The organism is Roseimicrobium sp. ORNL1 (assembly GCF_011044495.1).
In the GTDB taxonomy this organism is placed as follows: domain Bacteria; phylum Verrucomicrobiota; class Verrucomicrobiia; order Verrucomicrobiales; family Verrucomicrobiaceae; genus Roseimicrobium.
Genome location: NZ_CP049143.1, coordinates 591,456 through 606,339 on the forward strand (window position 1 = coordinate 591,456; position 14,884 = coordinate 606,339).

Sequence of the window (14,884 nt, forward strand, 5' to 3'; positions counted from 1 at the left end):
GATGCGCGAGTGCTGCAAGCTGCATGCCCCGCTCATCGTACCCATCCGACCATGAAGCCCACCAACTTCACCACCTGCTCCACCCTGCTCGCGCTCGCTCTGGCGCTTCCCTCCTTGTCGCACGCGCAGTCGCGCTCCAGTCTCCCGCCACGCGGCGCCGCCACGGTTGCCTCGGCGGCGGCTGTGGGTGACTGGCCCACGTTCCGCGGGGCGGACCGCACGGACATTTCCAAGGAAACCGGCCTGCTGAAGCAGTGGCCCGATGCTGGACCCAAGAAGCTGTGGACCTATGAAAACGCGGGCTTTGGCTACTCTGGCTTCGCGTCCGCTGGTGGTACGCTCTACACGCTCGGCGCGCGTGATGCGGTGGAGTACCTGATTGCTATCGATGCGAATACTGGAAAAGAGAAGTGGGTCGCGGAAGTCGGACCTTTCTTGACCAATGGCTGGGGTGACGGCCCACGTGCTACGCCTACGGTGGATGGCGACCGCGTCTACGCCATGGGCGGGAAGGGCGAACTCGTGTGCATCAGCGCCAAGGACGGTAAGAAGCTGTGGAACGCCAGCATGACCGAAGCCGGTGGCAAGGTCCCGGGCTGGGGCTATTGCGAATCTCCGCTCGTGGATGGCAAGCTCGTCATCTGCACCCCTGGTGGTCCGAAGGGCACGCTGATGGCTCTCGACAAGATGACCGGGAAGAAGGTCTGGCAGAGCGAGGAGTGGACGGACGGGGCGCAGTACGCCAGCCCGATCGTCATCGAACATGGTGGCAAACGCCAGTACGTCCAGCTCACCATGCAGAACGTCGCCGGCGTGAATGCGGCGGATGGCAAGCTGGTGTGGAAGTCTGCCTTCCCCGGCAAGACCGCCGTGATCCCAACCCCCATCTACAGCGATGGTCAGGTCTATGTGGCGGCTGGCTACGGCGTGGGCTGCAAGGCAGTGAAACTCACCGGCAGTGCTGAGCCGGACGTGGTGTATGAAAACACCAACATGGTGAATCACCACGGTGGAGTGATCCTCGTGGGTGGCTATCTCTACGGCTACTCGGACAAGGGCGGCTGGACCTGCCAGGACTTCAAGACCGGCGAGGTGAAGTGGGCGGAGCGAGGCAAGCTGGGCAAGGGCGCCGTCCATTGCGCGGATGGCATGCTTTACCTCCTGGACGAGAGCAAGGGCACGGTGGTGCTCATCGAAGCCTCGCCGAACGGTTGGAACGAGCATGGGCGATTCACCTTGGAACCGCAGACCACGAACCGCAATCCGAAGGGGAAAATCTGGGTCCACCCCGTGGTCAGCAACGGCAAGCTGTACCTTCGGGACCAGGAGCTTGTTTCCTGCTATGATCTGAAAAAGTAAGCGCTTCGCCTGTCTGTTTCTCATGCCATCCGGCCACTGTGCGGTTGTTCCGTGCTAGGGCCGGGGAGGCTGATGCGTTTTGCAATTGTGGGCAATGTTTGTGTCCCGCTGGTCCATTCACTTGCCATCCGGCTCCTCACCTGTCTCTGCCATGAAACGTTTTAAGCATCTTTGGACGGCCTGTCTGCTGACGGCCGCGCTTTGCTCCATCGCCTCGCCGCAAGTCTTCGGGGCGAATTGGCCCATGTGGAGAGGCCCCACGAACGACGGTACCACCGAGGAGACGGACCTGCCCGTGAAGTGGAGCACCACGGAGAATGTGAAGTGGAAGGTCTCGCTGCCAGATCGCGGGAATTCCACGCCGGTGGTCTGGGGAGACAAGGTGTTCCTCACCCAGCCCATCGAGCGCGAAGGGAAGCGGCTCTTGATTTGCTTCGACAAGAAGACGGGTAACAAGCTGTGGGAATCCGGCACCACTTACAAGGAGGCGGAACTTACCCACCCCACGAATCCCTACTGCTCCGCATCTCCCGCCACGGATGGAGAGCGCGTGGTGGCCTTCTTCGGCTCTGCGGGCGTGTTTTGCTATGACATGCAGGGCAAGGAACTCTGGAAGCGCACCGACCTCGGCAGGCAGCATCACATCTGGGGGAATGGTACCTCGCCCGTGATCGCCGGGGATCGCATTTTCCTGAACTTCGGTCCCGGAGAGAAGACGGTGTTGTACGCCTTTGACAAGAAGACCGGCAAGACCCTGTGGGAACACAATGAGCCCGGTGGCGCCTCGGGTGAAGGTGCCGGCAAGAAGTGGCTCGGCTCCTGGAGTGATCCCCTTCTGCGTAAGGTGGACAACCGCTATGAACTTTTCATGACTTATCCCGGCCGCGCCTGTGCCTTTGACCCCATGAGCGGCAAGGAACTCTGGACCTGTGATGGGATGACGCAATTGGTTTACAACTCCCCCGTGTATGCGGATGGCCTAATGGTCGCCGTCTCCAGCTATGGCGGGTCCGGCATGGTCGTGAAGGCGGGTGGTGATGGGAACGTGACCAGCACTCATCGCGTGTGGCACCTGCCGAAGGTGCAGCAGCGCATCGGTTCCGGCGTGGTTCACGAAGGTCTTTACTACATCCTCACCGATGGCGGCATCGCGGAGTGCCGTGACTTGAAGACGGGTGAGATGGTGTGGAATGAGCGGCTCAAAGGACCCGGACTCACGGGCCAAAACTGGTCCTCCCTCGTGCGCTCCGGTGACAAGCTGTATGCCGCGAATCAGGGTGGTGATTGCTTCGTCTTCAAGGCGAGTCCGAAGTTCGAACTGCTGGAGACCAACTCCCTGGGCGAGAAAATCATCGGCAGCATCGCTGTGTCTGACGGTTTGCTCTTCATCCGCAGTTACCAGAATCTGTGGTGCATCGGGAAATGAATGAGTGGGGTGGAGTGACCCTGCGGCATTGTTTACGAAACAGTGCCGGGCCCGGTCGCGTAGGTGAGGAGATGAAGCCTCTTTCTCTGTTCATTCTCCTCGCCACTTCCACGCTCGCTTTCGCGGCTGAGCCCGTCTCCCTCTTCAACGGGAAGAACCTCGAAAATTGGAGCTTCAAGGCGGGCAAGGGAACGCCCAAGTGGCAGGTTGGCGAAGTCCAACTCAACCCCGACAACCCGAAAGAGTTTGTCGGAGTGGGGGCCGGCTTTGGGTCCAGTTCGAAAGATTGTCTGTTCAACTTCGCCACCAAGCATGGCGACAGTGTGGACATCTATTCCAAGCAAAAGTTCGGCTCCTGCTTGATCGAGCTCGAAGTCATGGTGCCGAAGGGCTCGAACTCCGGTGTCTACGTGATGGGCGAGTATGAAGTGCAGGTCTTCGATTCCTCCGGCAAAGCGGACGACAAGATGGGCCCTGGCGACATGGGCGCGATCTATGGCGCAGCGGTGCCGAAGGTGAATGCCAGCAAGGCACCCGGCGAGTGGCAGAAGTATGTCATCGATTGGCAGGCGCCGAAGTTCGACGCGAGTGGCAAGAAGATTACCAATGCGAAGTTCATCAAGGTGGAGCTGAATGGGAAGGTGATGCACGAGAACCTTGAGATGCCCGGGCCCACGCCCTCAGGTGTCACCGGCAAGGAGGCTCCGGAAGGCCCCATCATGTTTCAGGGAGACCACGGCCCCGTGGCTTACCGGAATATCAAGATCACACCCCGGTAGGAAAGTAGTCCGCCGAGCCTCGGCGGTCAGGGGAGGGGAGAACCGGGCTTTCACTTCTCGTAAGAAGGAGTGCGATTCCTGCTCTCACCTCCCCATTTTCTTGGAAGCCCTGAGCGCGAAATGACAAACTGACCGCCGAAGCTCGGCGGACTACTTTCCCGCTCGCAGCAAATGCCCAGAACCGGGCACAAGCTGCGAAGAATAAGCGGTGCTGTACTGGCTTGTTGGCTTGCGGTAAAACCGCAGCTAGTCAGCCTTCCCACTTTCTCCTCATGTCCCAAACCATTCAGATCGCCCTCGTCGGCGCCGGCATGTTCGGCGGTGATGTCCACGCCCGCGCGTATGCGGATTTGCAGCGCTTCGGCATCGCCGGCCAGCTTGCCCGTGTGGGGCTGGACATGTGGAACCGCGACTTTGCGGACATCCGTTTCGATCTCGTGGCAGTGGCGACCCGCTCAGAGGCTTCCGCGAGGAAGGCTGCGGCGAATTTCAAGGAACTCACCGGCCACGAGCCGCGTGGGTACCACGGCGATGAACCCTGGAACGACATCCTGCGCGACTTCCCGGATCTGGATGTGCTCGCCGTGGCCACGCCGGACCACCTGCATACCCAGCCCATTCTTGCGGCGCTGGAGCGCGGCGTGCATGTCACCACGGAAAAGCCCATGTGCCTGAGCATTCACGAGGCGGATGAAATCATCGACCTCGCGAAGCGAAAGAACCGTGTGGTCGCGGTGGACATGCACAAGCGCTACGACCCGGATCACCTGCGCATCAAGAATGACATCCAGAACCGCATCGGCGCGCCCCTGTATGGCACGGCCTATCTTGAGGAGCCGCTCGAGGTGAGCACCAGCACCTTCAAGTGGGTGGAGAGCAGCGACCCCTTCAGCTATGTGGGCCCGCACTGGACGGATCTGATTCACAGCTATTACCGGAGCAAGCCCGCTTCGCTCACCGCGATCGGCCAGAAGAAGCGCCTCGTACGGGATGGCATCAATGCCTACGACGCCGTCCAGGTCCGCGTGGACTACGAAAACGGCATGAGCATCAACTACCACAACAACTGGATCACCCCGGCGGATTTCGAAGGGCCGGTGAACCAGGGGCATGAGATTGTGGGTGCCGATGGCAAGGTGGAGAGCGACCAGCAGTATCGCGGTTTCCGTTTCTGGAACAACGGCGGCGGCTCACGAACGAGCAACAACCACTTCACCCGTGACGTGGCGCGTCCCGATGGCACCCGCGGTTATCTTGGTTATGGGGTGGACAGCCTCACTGTGGGCCTGGCAGCCATCTGCCGCATGAAATATCACGGTGCATCACGAGATGATGTGGCCGAGATCTATCCCACCGCGGAGGAGGCACGCATCACCACCGCGATTGTCGATGCCGCGGCTCAAGTGCGTGATTTGAACTTCAAGTACACCCAGGAAGGCAAAGGCGCCCCGGTGACCGCGAGATTCGGCGAGGATGGCATCACCATCGTGGATCCCATGCGTGCGAGCGAAGGTGAGGCGGGTGTGTTCAGGAAGATTTACGAGCGGCCGCTCTAGTGCAACGCAGGTCACTTTGCAGCCGCTGTTCTCCTCAGAGTATAGCGGCTGCAGCGATTATGCATGAAGGTTGCATGTGACGGAGCGCTTTGCGTCTTGGAGTGCGGTGGCAAGCGCTCAAGCGCGACACCGCTTTGAACGAAGGAATATGCGGTCCTATTGCTCTGTTGCCATTCAATCATCCAGGACTTCATGAATGCTCAAAGCTGGGTGTTGGTGCGTTTCTAACCTTTCTTCGTGACTTGGGCTCCGCTCAAAAGCGGTGTCGCGCCTTAGCGCTTGCCACTGCACTCCAAGACGCAAAGCGCAGATCCTCGCCGAAGGAGTGTGGCTATGTCGAATGGAATGACCACGCACCCAAGTCTCTCACTCCGCTCACGTCAACCTCGACACCTTCTCCCGATACTCCGTCGGCGTCATGCCCATGCGTGCTTGGAAGCGCTTGTTGAAGTTGGAGAGGCTTCCATACCCACAGGCGAAAGCCACTTGGGACACACCCATCTCCACCTCTTCCAGCAGCAGGCGGCAGGCGCGGCCCACGCGCAATTCATTGATGTAATCCGGCAGCGTGCGTCCCGTGCGCACGTGGAAATAACGGCTGAAGGCCGCAGGGCTTAGGTGCGCCAGCTTCGCCAGCTTTTGCCGGCTGAGAGGCTCGGCAAGATGGTCGTCAATATGCTGACAGACTCGACCGAGTCGTTCCTTGTCCGTGAGGTCGAGTTGTGGGGCGAATCCGGCGCTGGCCACAGGCTCCAGCTCTTCGGACTTCGCCAGTTCACCAAGGATGGAAAGCAGCTCCATCAAGCGTGCATAGCCGCTGGTATCCGCGAGCTTCTGCATCTTCTTCGCAATGGAGTCACGCGTGCGTCCTTTCACCTGCAGGCCCCGGCCGGCGAGTTGGAAGACGCGGCGGATATCGGAGAGTTCCGGCGCCTGGAGGAAGTTGTTGCCGAGAAAGCCATCCAGAAACTGGACGACCACCGCGTGCACGTTTTCATCAGAGGAGCCGTTGCGCTGCTGCTGATCCTGGTGCCACACATGCGGGAGATTGGAGCCGACGAAGACGAGATCGCCCGGCGTGAGCACGGTGATGTTATCCCCCACCATGCGATAGCCGCTGCTCTTTAGTACGAGGGTCAGCTCATATTCCGGATGAAAGTGCCAGGGAGTGCCGAAGTCATGTGCACGAATGATCTCGCAGTGGAAGGATTCCTGCGCGGTGACCGGTATCTTTTCCAGCAAGGCTTTCATGAGGGGGGAGATCCCTGATTGAGGGATGAGGGGATATGTGAATAAACCCCCGCGAATCGGGATGACAAGGACTCTCGTGCATCCCTCCGGCCACAAAATGGCCAGCCGGGGTGATAAATCGCACAGTTCACCCTCGGAAAGAAGCCTTTGCCGTGAACGGATATGCGATACCAGCTGTGCGGCCACCTTTTTTAACTGGTCCGGGAGCGCTTCGGTTTCTTGCGCGTGATGCGCCAGGACGCCCCATAGGGCTCCGCCAGCATATCCGCGCCAGACCACAGCCGCACGGCTCCACGGAAGGCTGCCCTGTTATCCTGCTGCTTGCAGTTGAGTGGGAGCGGCAGGATGGCGTCCGAGTTTCCTCCGCCCAAGATGATCGTATCGGGATTGAATACCTCGCGCAGAAGTTCGATCGCGGTCAGGGCAGTGCGTCTCCACCGCTTCTTTCCGCGCTTTTGATATTCCTTGTCGGACAGGTGCTTTCCGAAACGCTTCCCATGCGGCAGATGCAGACTGCCCACTTCGAGAGGCACGATCACGTCATCGACAATCAGGGTGGCACCGGTGCTCGTGCCGAATCCGAGATAGAGCAGACGCCCTGACGTGTGTGCCGCCAGTGCCTGCAGGCTGGCGTCGTTGATGAAGCGCACCGGCATGTCGAATGCCTTCTGAAAGTTCACCCGCAGCCAGCCTCCGCCCACATTGGGTGGTTCGCTTGTGGGCTGGCCATTCACCACCACGCCGGGATAACCGATGGTGACGGCTTCATAATCCCAATCCGCGGTGACTTTGATGACTTCCTTGATCATCCGGGAGGCCGTCAGCTTTCTCCCCGATGGGATTTTGACGACACTCCTGCGGCCAGAGGCCATGAGCTTCACATTGGTGCCGCCCACATCAATCATCAGGATCTTCATGACACCACTTGCGCCAGCACGGCGGGGGAGAGTTCACCTTGGATCATCAGATTCAACAATTGCACCACGCCTTCTCCTGCCTGCCCCTGGGTCACGAAGTGCGCCTTCTCCTTGAGCGATGGCAGGGCATTGTCTACTGCGACAGCGCAGCCGCACAGCGTAAGAAAGGCATGGTCATTCTCGGCGTCGCCCACGGCAACCACCTCTCCGGGATTCAGGCCCAGCAGCTTGAGGGCAGCTTTCAATCCAGAGGCTTTGTTGACGCCGGGAGGGAGAATCATCACCGCGCCTTTGTTGAAGGTGATGGTGAGTTCCAATCCCAACACCTTGATGCATTCCACAGCGGTGATCTCATGAGGCACGCAGGTGGCGATGATCGTCTGGCCGACGGAAAGGGAGGTCACGCCGTGTTCTTGAAGCATCTTGACCAAAGGTTCTGAGGGAGCCGGGGCCAGCAGTGTCTGCACGTTGGTTGCGGGATCGAGCAGCACGGCGCCATTCTCCGCCACCACATGATCGAAGACACGCAGATCGACCTTGAGCGCCTCAAAATCCCGCAGCTCACGACCGGTGACGAGAATCACCTTGATGCCACTGTCGCGAGCACGTGATACAGCATCATACACTTCCGGTAGAACCACGCCATCCTCGGCCAGGGTTCCATCGAAGTCGGTGGCGAGAGCTTTCCATGCAGAGGCGGTGTCCATGGGGGCGGGGTCAGGGGTTGCGTTTGTCGGGATGCGACCCGTAGTCGTCTTGCAGCAGTTCGCATGAGCCTATTCCTACGGTTGTTGGAACAGGCGCAAAAGCCATCCGGCATCCGTGGGGTGGATTGCGCGCGATGATCCATGAACCCATTCACGATCATGTCACAACCAACAGCAGAGCTTGATGTTGCCATTGCCAACATGGAAACGGAGGCGGCGGAGGAACGGGCAGGTGAGGTGGTGCGGCGCATTCCCGGAGTGGAAGCGGCCAGGTTGATTCCCGGCGGTATCTGGATGCGCTATCGTCCGAAAGACATCGATGAGAAGAGAATCATGCGAACGCTGTCCGATGAGGGATTCCGGGCCACGTTGTTCCAGGACTCAGCGACTGGGAAGACGGGTCATGTGTCGTACTAACTAAACCTCAAACCTCGCAAAGCCATGCCCAGAGGCGACAAATCCAGCTACACGTCGAAACAGAAGCGCCAGGCGGAGCACATTGAGGAGGGCTACGAAAAGAAGGGCGTTTCCAAAAAGACGGCAGAAGCCCGGGCCTGGGCCACCGTCAACAAATCCACCAAGGGTGGGAAGAAGAGCGGCTCTGGACGCGGCAAGAAGATCGACGCGAGTCCAGCCAAGAAAGGCGGGAAGAAAGCCGGTGCCGCGACGAAGAAGAAATCCACCGCCAAAAAGAAGACTGCTTCCAAGAAGCGGCCTTCAAAGAAGTAAGAGCACAACGCTGAAGCTGAAGCCCAGCGATGTCAGGCGGTCTTCGCCCAGCATCGCAATGCTTCCGCCACGCTCCATGCCTGGGCGATGCAGCCACGCGCGGTGAACGGTTCCTCCGCATCAAAGATCTCGCTGAGCGTGCCGACACCGGCTTCGTTCATGTGCGCCACAAGGCCGCTGAGGCATTCGCGTGCGCCCGCCACATCATTGGGCCGGAGTTTTAGCCAGGCATCAATGAAGGGACCGATCAACCAGCCCCAGACCGTGCCCTGATGGTAGGCGGCATCGCGCGCCCGCAGATCCCCGAAGTAGCGTGCCTTGAAGTCGCGATGATGCGCATCCAGTGAGCGAAGACCCACCGGGGTGAGAAGCTCCTTTTCCACCTTGTTGAACACGGCTTCCCAGTGACTGGCTTCCAGAACCTCGTGGCGTAGCGAGATGGTGAGGATCTGATTTGGCCGGCACGCGGGATCATTGCCTCCTTCGCCATCGACGACGTCGTACAGATAACCGAGTTCGTCCGACCAGAATCGTTGGTTGAAGGAACGATGTACTCGATTGGCTTCGGCTTCATAGCGCCTTGCTTCCTCTTCCTGGTGCTCGCCACGCAGCCAGCCTTCCAACAGACGGAGGGCGTTGTACCAGAGAGCATTGATCTCCACGGCCTTGCCACGGCGCGGTGTCACCACCCAGCCATCCACCTTCGCATCCATCCAGGTGAGCTGGTATCCCTCTTTGCCTTGTCTTAGAAGGCCGTCTTCAGTATCCACGCCAATGCCGAAGTTCGTGCCGCGCAGATGATGCTGTGCGACTTCGACCAGCTTCGGGAGCAAATGGCGGAGCGTGAGCTGGTCGTCCGTCACTTGCACATAACGATCCAGCGCATGGAAGAACCACAGCGTGGCATCTGCCGTGTGGTAGAGGCCTTCGCTTTCCCCTTCGGGAAAGAGGTTTGGAATGAGACCATCCCGGATGTAGTGGCCAAAGGTGCGCAGGATCCATCCGGCCTCGGCATGCCGACCCGTGGTGAGTGTGAGCCCTTCCAGGCTGATCATGGTGTCGCGACCCCAGTCAGTAAACCAGTGGTAGCCCGCAATGATCGTGCGTACTTCATCCCCGGCAGCGCGGGCTCGCGTCATGTCCTCCACACGCCCCGCGGGACGGATGATGAACTGATCCGCCGCGAGCACCAGTTCGGCAGCAGCACCCTCCCGCACACGAGGATCTGCCATGGCGATCAGACGCTGCCTACGTTCGAGTTCGGTGGAGAGCACTTCGTCTGGATTTAGCGCGAGCACACGGCTCCATTCCTCGGTGGAAGCAATGAGGATGGCCGAGGCGCCTGGCGTGGCTGTGAGATGGAAAGCGCCAGGACTCCAGAGTGTGCCAGTCGATTGATAGCCGCGATCAGCCTCTGTCTTGTAGAAGTGTTCCCATATCTTTCCTCCGTCATGAACAAAGGACATCTCAGGTGCCTGGGCGGTCAGCCGCAACGGAACGAACGGTGCGCCCGTGGCAACCTCATAGCGCCGTCCCTGAATCGAGATGGAGTAGGCGTCTTCCAGTGCCCCGGCCACATCGTCTTCATGCCGGCGGAAATGTACCGAGGGGCGCAATTCAATGCGCAGAGCATCCTGGCCGGATTCCAGATGGTAGCCGATGTACACGGTGTTCTGGCCGTTCGCGAGGATCAGGGTTTTGGTGAACTGATATCCCTGCACATCGTAGCGCCACCACGGCATGCCATCGCGCAGGCCGAACTCGAAGGCATGATGCTGGCGTTCGCCGTTGGAATCCTCAGCAGGTTCATCGCCACCGAAGTGTATCTTCCTTCCGTCCGGAAGGCACAGGTGCTCCTCCAGGTGATTGAGCATGACCACGCGTCCCAGCGGCGCCGGCAATGCAGCCACGAGAAGACCATGGTAACGCCGGGTTGCTTTTCCCGAGATAGTGCCTGAGGCATAACCTCCAAGACCATTCGTGACAAGCCACTCCCGCCGGAGCATCTCCCGTGTGTGCAGGCGCTCTACATTGGCCAGACTGATCTGCCGGGTGAGAGAAGAGGTCATGATTTCGAGGGGATGAGGACCACGGCAGACATCGCCGGCACGATCCAGTTTTCTTCAGACTCAAATGCAGGTGTTCCGCCGCCGCCGTAGCTGGGATCTTCGCTGGACCAGTGAAGGTGCCAGGAGCCGCCAGCGACGGGCGCGAGCAAGGGTTCCGGCGCCGGATCGAAATCCATGGCAGGGCCGTAGTTCACAATCAGGAGCCGGTCATTTTGCTCCTTGCCAAAGCATCGTAGCACCAGCGCAGATCGTCCCAGCGGGGCGCCGTCATACTCTCCGCGCCGCACCTTGCCAAAGAGAGGATCGTTCTTGCGCAAGTGGATGAGATCCTGGTGCAGCCGGTACATCTCTTCGTTCTTTTGCCGCTCGCTGAAATCAAGGTGGCACTTTTTGAAGGTGTCATCGCTCTGCGGATCGGACAATACCGCGCGGGCCTTCTCCGTGGCGATGCCGGGGAATTGCTCCAGAAACTTCACCCTACCCTCCCCAATGCAGGCCGCGAGATCGGCGTCATGATCCGTGAAGTAGAGGAAGCGGGATGAGGAGGCAAACTCCTGTCCTTGGAAGAGCATGGGTGTGTTTGGTCCCAGCAGGAGCAGCGCTGTCAGTGCTCGCAAGGCGCCCCGGTTTGCCATGTTGTGAATGCGCTGGCCCCAGAGAGAGTTGGCGACTTGATCGTGGTTCTGCAGGAAGGTCACAAAGTTCCACGGCTCAAGATCCAGGCAGGGAGTGCCCCGCCGTTTCTTTTGCCACTGGTAGTACTGCCCCTGGTAGAGGAATCCCCATTTTGCGGAAGCGATGAACTCCTGTGCCCATCCTCGGTAGTCGGTGAAGTAGGCCTCCCTGCGCCCGGTCAGTGCCACGACGGCGCTATGGTGGAAGTCATCATTCCAGATGGAGTCCAGGCCATATCCATCCTTCGAGGGCGACCGTGCCAGCTTTGAGCTCTGCGTTTCATCTTCTGCCACCAGATAGATGGTGCGCGAGCCCGCTGCTTCACGCGCTCGACGCGCCAGCTCTCTGAGAATGTGCTCCTCAGAGTCGTCGAAAATCTGCTGCGTGGCATCGAGGCGCAGGCCGTCCAGATGAAACTCCCGAATCCAGTACTCGGCGTTTGAGCAGAAAAACTCCCGCACCGGTCCGCAATGTTCTCCATCGAAGTTCAGCGCATCGCCCCACTCAGACACGCGCTTGTGGTGGAAGTAGTACTTTGAGTATTGGCCGAGATAGTTGCCATTTGGGCCAAGGTGATTGTAGACCACATCCAGCATCACTCCGATGCCGAGACGATGGGCCTCATTGACGAAGGCTCGCATGTCATCAGGCTTTCCGTAGAGGCGCGTCGGTGCGAAGAGATCCACTCCATCGTATCCCCAGCCGCGTCTCCCGGGAAAGTCCGCCACCGGCATGATCTCCAAGAGCGTGATGCCCAGGCGCGCAAGCTCTGGCAACTGCGCCGCCGCAGCGGCCCAAGTGCCTTCTGGGGTGAAGGTGCCCAGATGCATTTCATAGATGATCTGGCCTTCTTTGGACACTCCCTTCCAGTCGTGGTCCGTCCATGGGAATGCGAGATTGTCGACCAATTGAGAGGGGCCGTGGGGTCCCTCAGGCTGGAAGCGTGACGCAGGATCAGGGAACGCACCGGTTCCCAGCTCAAATCGATAGGTCATGCCTGCGGCGGCCGCAGGAACGAAGGCGGAGAAATACCCATCTTCCTCTGGGTCCAGAGCATGCCGGATGGAATGGGACGCCTGCGTTGCTTCTTGACCCAGGACCACCGCGACTGCCTTGCATGCCGGAGCCCATACGCGGAAGTGCGCTCCGCCATTGCTGTGGAGTTCTGGCCCCACTGCATAGACGCGTGGCGATGCTGCCGAATGATCCTGAGGGTGACTTTCCTTCGGAAAAGTGGACATGGGTTTATTTACTTCCGGTCACGCAAGCCACTTTCTCCCGCATGTGAGGCGCAGTGAGCACAGCAGTACATGGTGCCGTCCGCCTCCATTCCGTGTCCGATGATGCGGCATCCGCAATGCGCACACTTCGGAGCCAGCGCCGAGATGGCGCATTCAAAGCTATCAAAGGTGTGGCTTTCTCCCGCCATCATCACCTCGAAGGATTTGTCGTAGGTATTGCCACAGGTTTCACAGGTAGCCATGGTTGTTGTTCTCCTTCCTCCCCTTCATCGCACGCAAGGCGCGTTGCGGCTGGAAGGATCCGTGGCGCGGAAGAATGTCCTCGTCCGCAGGCGCGTGTGGGCGCAAGTGTCTTTGTGTGGACAGGCGTGGGAAACAACACCCTGGTAGGGCGCGGAGCCTGCTCGCAATTGCCGCATGCGCTGCTGCAATGCGGCACTCATGGCTTCGCGTGTCTCTGAAGCGACCCAATCGCGCGCCGGACTCTCAGAGCCTCCACGTCCGGCTATCTAGTATCCGCCGTAGACTTCGCGACCATCGTAAAAAATTTCCGATGGCGATACGGAATTCAGTGATGGCGGATCCCCTGCCTGATTCGGAGCAAGACCGGCAGGCCCGGCCGACTCAATAGGGTGTTGTGCGTGGTCGATATTTTCTGATTCCAACGAGTCCGTGTTTTTCATGGGGATGTCGCAAAAGAATGGACAGGCGAAACGAAGATCAGGTCAGGCTCTTATCTGGCCTGATGGTGCTCTCAGGGGGCCTCCCGAGGACCTTCTCCTTTGGGGAGGGGGGAGCCCTCGGGAGCGGCCTTGCAATCCGCACTTCCACACTGGGACGGGGACCGAAAGGTGACGGGAAAGTGGTTGCAACGCCATGCTCCCGAGCTAATTGGCTTTTTGCAAGGCAACTACGATGAACATTGACCTAAAAGGGCGGAGCCTGATCGAGCTGTTTGAGTATACCGATGAAGAGGTTGCATACCTGGTGGACCGCGCGCTGCAGGTGAAGGATGAAAAGAAGAAGCGCATCTTCCCCAAGCGCTTGGCAAACAGGACCATCGGAATGATTTTCCTGAAGCCCTCCTGCCGCACCCGACTGGCCTTTGTCGTTGCCGCCAATGATGAAGGCGCCCATGTGGAAAACCTTCCTAGTGAGGACATCCGTTTTGGCATCAAGGAGTCAGTGAAGGACATCTCCCGCGTTTTCGGTCGCATGCTCGATGGCATTGCCTTCCGCGGCTTTGAGCAGAGTCATGTGGAGATGCTTGCCGAGTACTCCGGCGTGCCGGTGTGGAACGCTCTCTCGAACAAGTTTCACCCCACGCAGACCCTGGCTGACAGCATGACTCTGCGGGAGGAATTCGGAGATTTGTCCAAGGTCACCATGGCTTTCGTGGGAGACGGACGGAACAACATGGTGAACTCCCTGATGATTGCGGCCGTGAAGCAGGGCTTCAAAATCCGCGTCGTCGCTCCGCCGGAGCTGCATCCCACACCGGAGACCATGAGCGAGATCCAATCCCTCGTGGGCAAGGATCTGCGGGCCAATGTCGAGATGTTCACTGATGTGCGCAAAGGCGTGGCCGGCTGCGATGCCGTTTACGGTGACGTCTGGATCTCCATGGGCGAGGAACACCTGATCGAAGAGCGCATCAATCTCCTGAAGCCCTATCGCATTACCAAGGATGTCATGGACATGACTGGCAATTCCCGGGCCATCTACCTGCATTGCCTCCCGGCCCTCCACGACCAGAACACCGAAGTCACCCGCACCTATCCGGAGATTCTGGACGTGACGGACGACGTCTTCGAAGCCAGCTACAGCCGTGTCTTCAATCAGGCAGAAAACCGCATGCACACCATCAAGGCGTTGATGATCGAGACGGTGGGGTGAGGTGCTTTTGCGCACACTGTTGATTGCTGGACTCCCAGTCCATCAAAAGTAATTTGCCGGGTTCTCCTTCACGCCAGGAGAGCCTAGGTCAGTCGAGCTGAGGTGCCGACAGCGGGACTCGAACCCGCACGGTGGTCGCCCACCAACGGATTTTAAGTCCGTTGCGTCTACCGGTTCCGCCATGTCGGCATTTGGCACTCAAATAACTGACGGTGGAGTGATTTGAAGAGACTGCGTGATTGCGCAAGTTCAATTGCTCCACTGTGGCGGGAACATACT

13 protein-coding genes and 1 tRNA gene are annotated in these 14,884 nt (G+C 59.3%); 7 read left to right on the forward strand and 7 right to left on the reverse strand.

The window, feature by feature from the left end:
- Nucleotides 1–51 precede the first annotated feature (51 nt).
- The 4 genes from G5S37_RS02340 to G5S37_RS02355 all read left to right on the forward strand — a co-directional run bounded on the left by G5S37_RS02340 (nt 52) and on the right by G5S37_RS02355 (nt 5,120).
- Nucleotides 52–1,359, forward strand: a complete 1,308-nt coding sequence (locus G5S37_RS02340) for a PQQ-binding-like beta-propeller repeat protein (protein ID WP_165200396.1) — start codon at nt 52–54, stop codon at nt 1,357–1,359.
- Nucleotides 1,360–1,510: 151 nt separating this feature from the next.
- Complete coding sequence (locus G5S37_RS02345; RefSeq protein WP_165200399.1) at nt 1,511–2,785, forward strand: PQQ-binding-like beta-propeller repeat protein; 1,275 nt, start codon at nt 1,511–1,513, stop codon at nt 2,783–2,785.
- Between the two features lie 71 nt (nt 2,786–2,856).
- Nucleotides 2,857–3,564: a DUF1080 domain-containing protein gene (locus G5S37_RS02350; protein WP_165200402.1), complete on the forward strand. Its 708-nt coding sequence runs from the start codon at nt 2,857–2,859 to the stop codon at nt 3,562–3,564.
- A 272-nt stretch (nt 3,565–3,836) separates the two neighbouring features.
- Complete coding sequence (locus G5S37_RS02355) at nt 3,837–5,120, forward strand: Gfo/Idh/MocA family oxidoreductase (protein WP_165200405.1); 1,284 nt, start codon at nt 3,837–3,839, stop codon at nt 5,118–5,120.
- A gap of 375 nt (nt 5,121–5,495) precedes the next feature.
- Here the strand turns inward: G5S37_RS02355 and G5S37_RS02360 are convergent, their stop codons facing one another.
- The 3 genes from G5S37_RS02360 to G5S37_RS02370 all read right to left on the reverse strand — a co-directional run bounded on the left by G5S37_RS02360 (nt 5,496) and on the right by G5S37_RS02370 (nt 7,995).
- On the reverse strand, nt 5,496–6,371 hold the full coding sequence (locus G5S37_RS02360; RefSeq protein WP_165200408.1) for an AraC family transcriptional regulator: 876 nt from the start codon (nt 6,369–6,371) through the stop codon (nt 5,496–5,498).
- Between the two features lie 191 nt (nt 6,372–6,562).
- Complete coding sequence (locus tag G5S37_RS02365) at nt 6,563–7,288, reverse strand: ROK family protein (protein ID WP_165200411.1); 726 nt, start codon at nt 7,286–7,288, stop codon at nt 6,563–6,565.
- Complete coding sequence (locus G5S37_RS02370; RefSeq protein WP_165200414.1) at nt 7,285–7,995, reverse strand: HAD family hydrolase; 711 nt, start codon at nt 7,993–7,995, stop codon at nt 7,285–7,287. The genes G5S37_RS02365 and G5S37_RS02370 overlap by 4 nt, the downstream gene beginning before the upstream one ends.
- Nucleotides 7,996–8,154: 159 nt before the next feature.
- Here G5S37_RS02370 and G5S37_RS02375 point away from each other — a divergent pair, with 159 nt between their 5' ends.
- Nucleotides 8,155–8,412, forward strand: a complete 258-nt coding sequence (locus tag G5S37_RS02375; RefSeq protein ID WP_165200416.1) for a hypothetical protein — start codon at nt 8,155–8,157, stop codon at nt 8,410–8,412.
- A gap of 24 nt (nt 8,413–8,436) precedes the next feature.
- Entirely contained in the window at nt 8,437–8,724 is a 288-nt protein-coding gene (locus G5S37_RS02380; RefSeq protein WP_165200419.1) for a plasmid stabilization protein, read from the forward strand.
- Nucleotides 8,725–8,756: 32 nt separating this feature from the next.
- Here G5S37_RS02380 and G5S37_RS02385 read toward each other — a convergent pair whose 3' ends face one another.
- The 3 genes from G5S37_RS02385 to G5S37_RS02395 are packed head-to-tail and all read right to left on the reverse strand — an operon-like array spanning nt 8,757 to nt 12,951.
- Nucleotides 8,757–10,793: an amylo-alpha-1,6-glucosidase gene (locus G5S37_RS02385; protein ID WP_165200422.1), complete on the reverse strand. Its 2,037-nt coding sequence runs from the start codon at nt 10,791–10,793 to the stop codon at nt 8,757–8,759.
- Entirely contained in the window at nt 10,790–12,709 is a 1,920-nt protein-coding gene (gene treZ / locus G5S37_RS02390) for a malto-oligosyltrehalose trehalohydrolase (protein ID WP_165200425.1), read from the reverse strand. Before treZ ends, G5S37_RS02385 begins: the two co-directional genes overlap by 4 nt.
- A gap of 8 nt (nt 12,710–12,717) precedes the next feature.
- Nucleotides 12,718–12,951, reverse strand: coding sequence for a hypothetical protein (locus tag G5S37_RS02395; protein WP_165200427.1), 234 nt, complete (start codon nt 12,949–12,951; stop codon nt 12,718–12,720).
- Between the two features lie 673 nt (nt 12,952–13,624).
- Here G5S37_RS02395 and argF point away from each other — a divergent pair.
- Entirely contained in the window at nt 13,625–14,605 is a 981-nt protein-coding gene (gene argF, locus G5S37_RS02400; protein ID WP_165200429.1) for an ornithine carbamoyltransferase, read from the forward strand.
- A gap of 103 nt (nt 14,606–14,708) precedes the next feature.
- On the opposite strand, the gene G5S37_RS02405 is transcribed toward argF, so the two are convergent.
- A tRNA-Leu gene (locus G5S37_RS02405) sits at nt 14,709–14,794 on the reverse strand.
- Nucleotides 14,795–14,884: the final 90 nt, after the last annotated feature.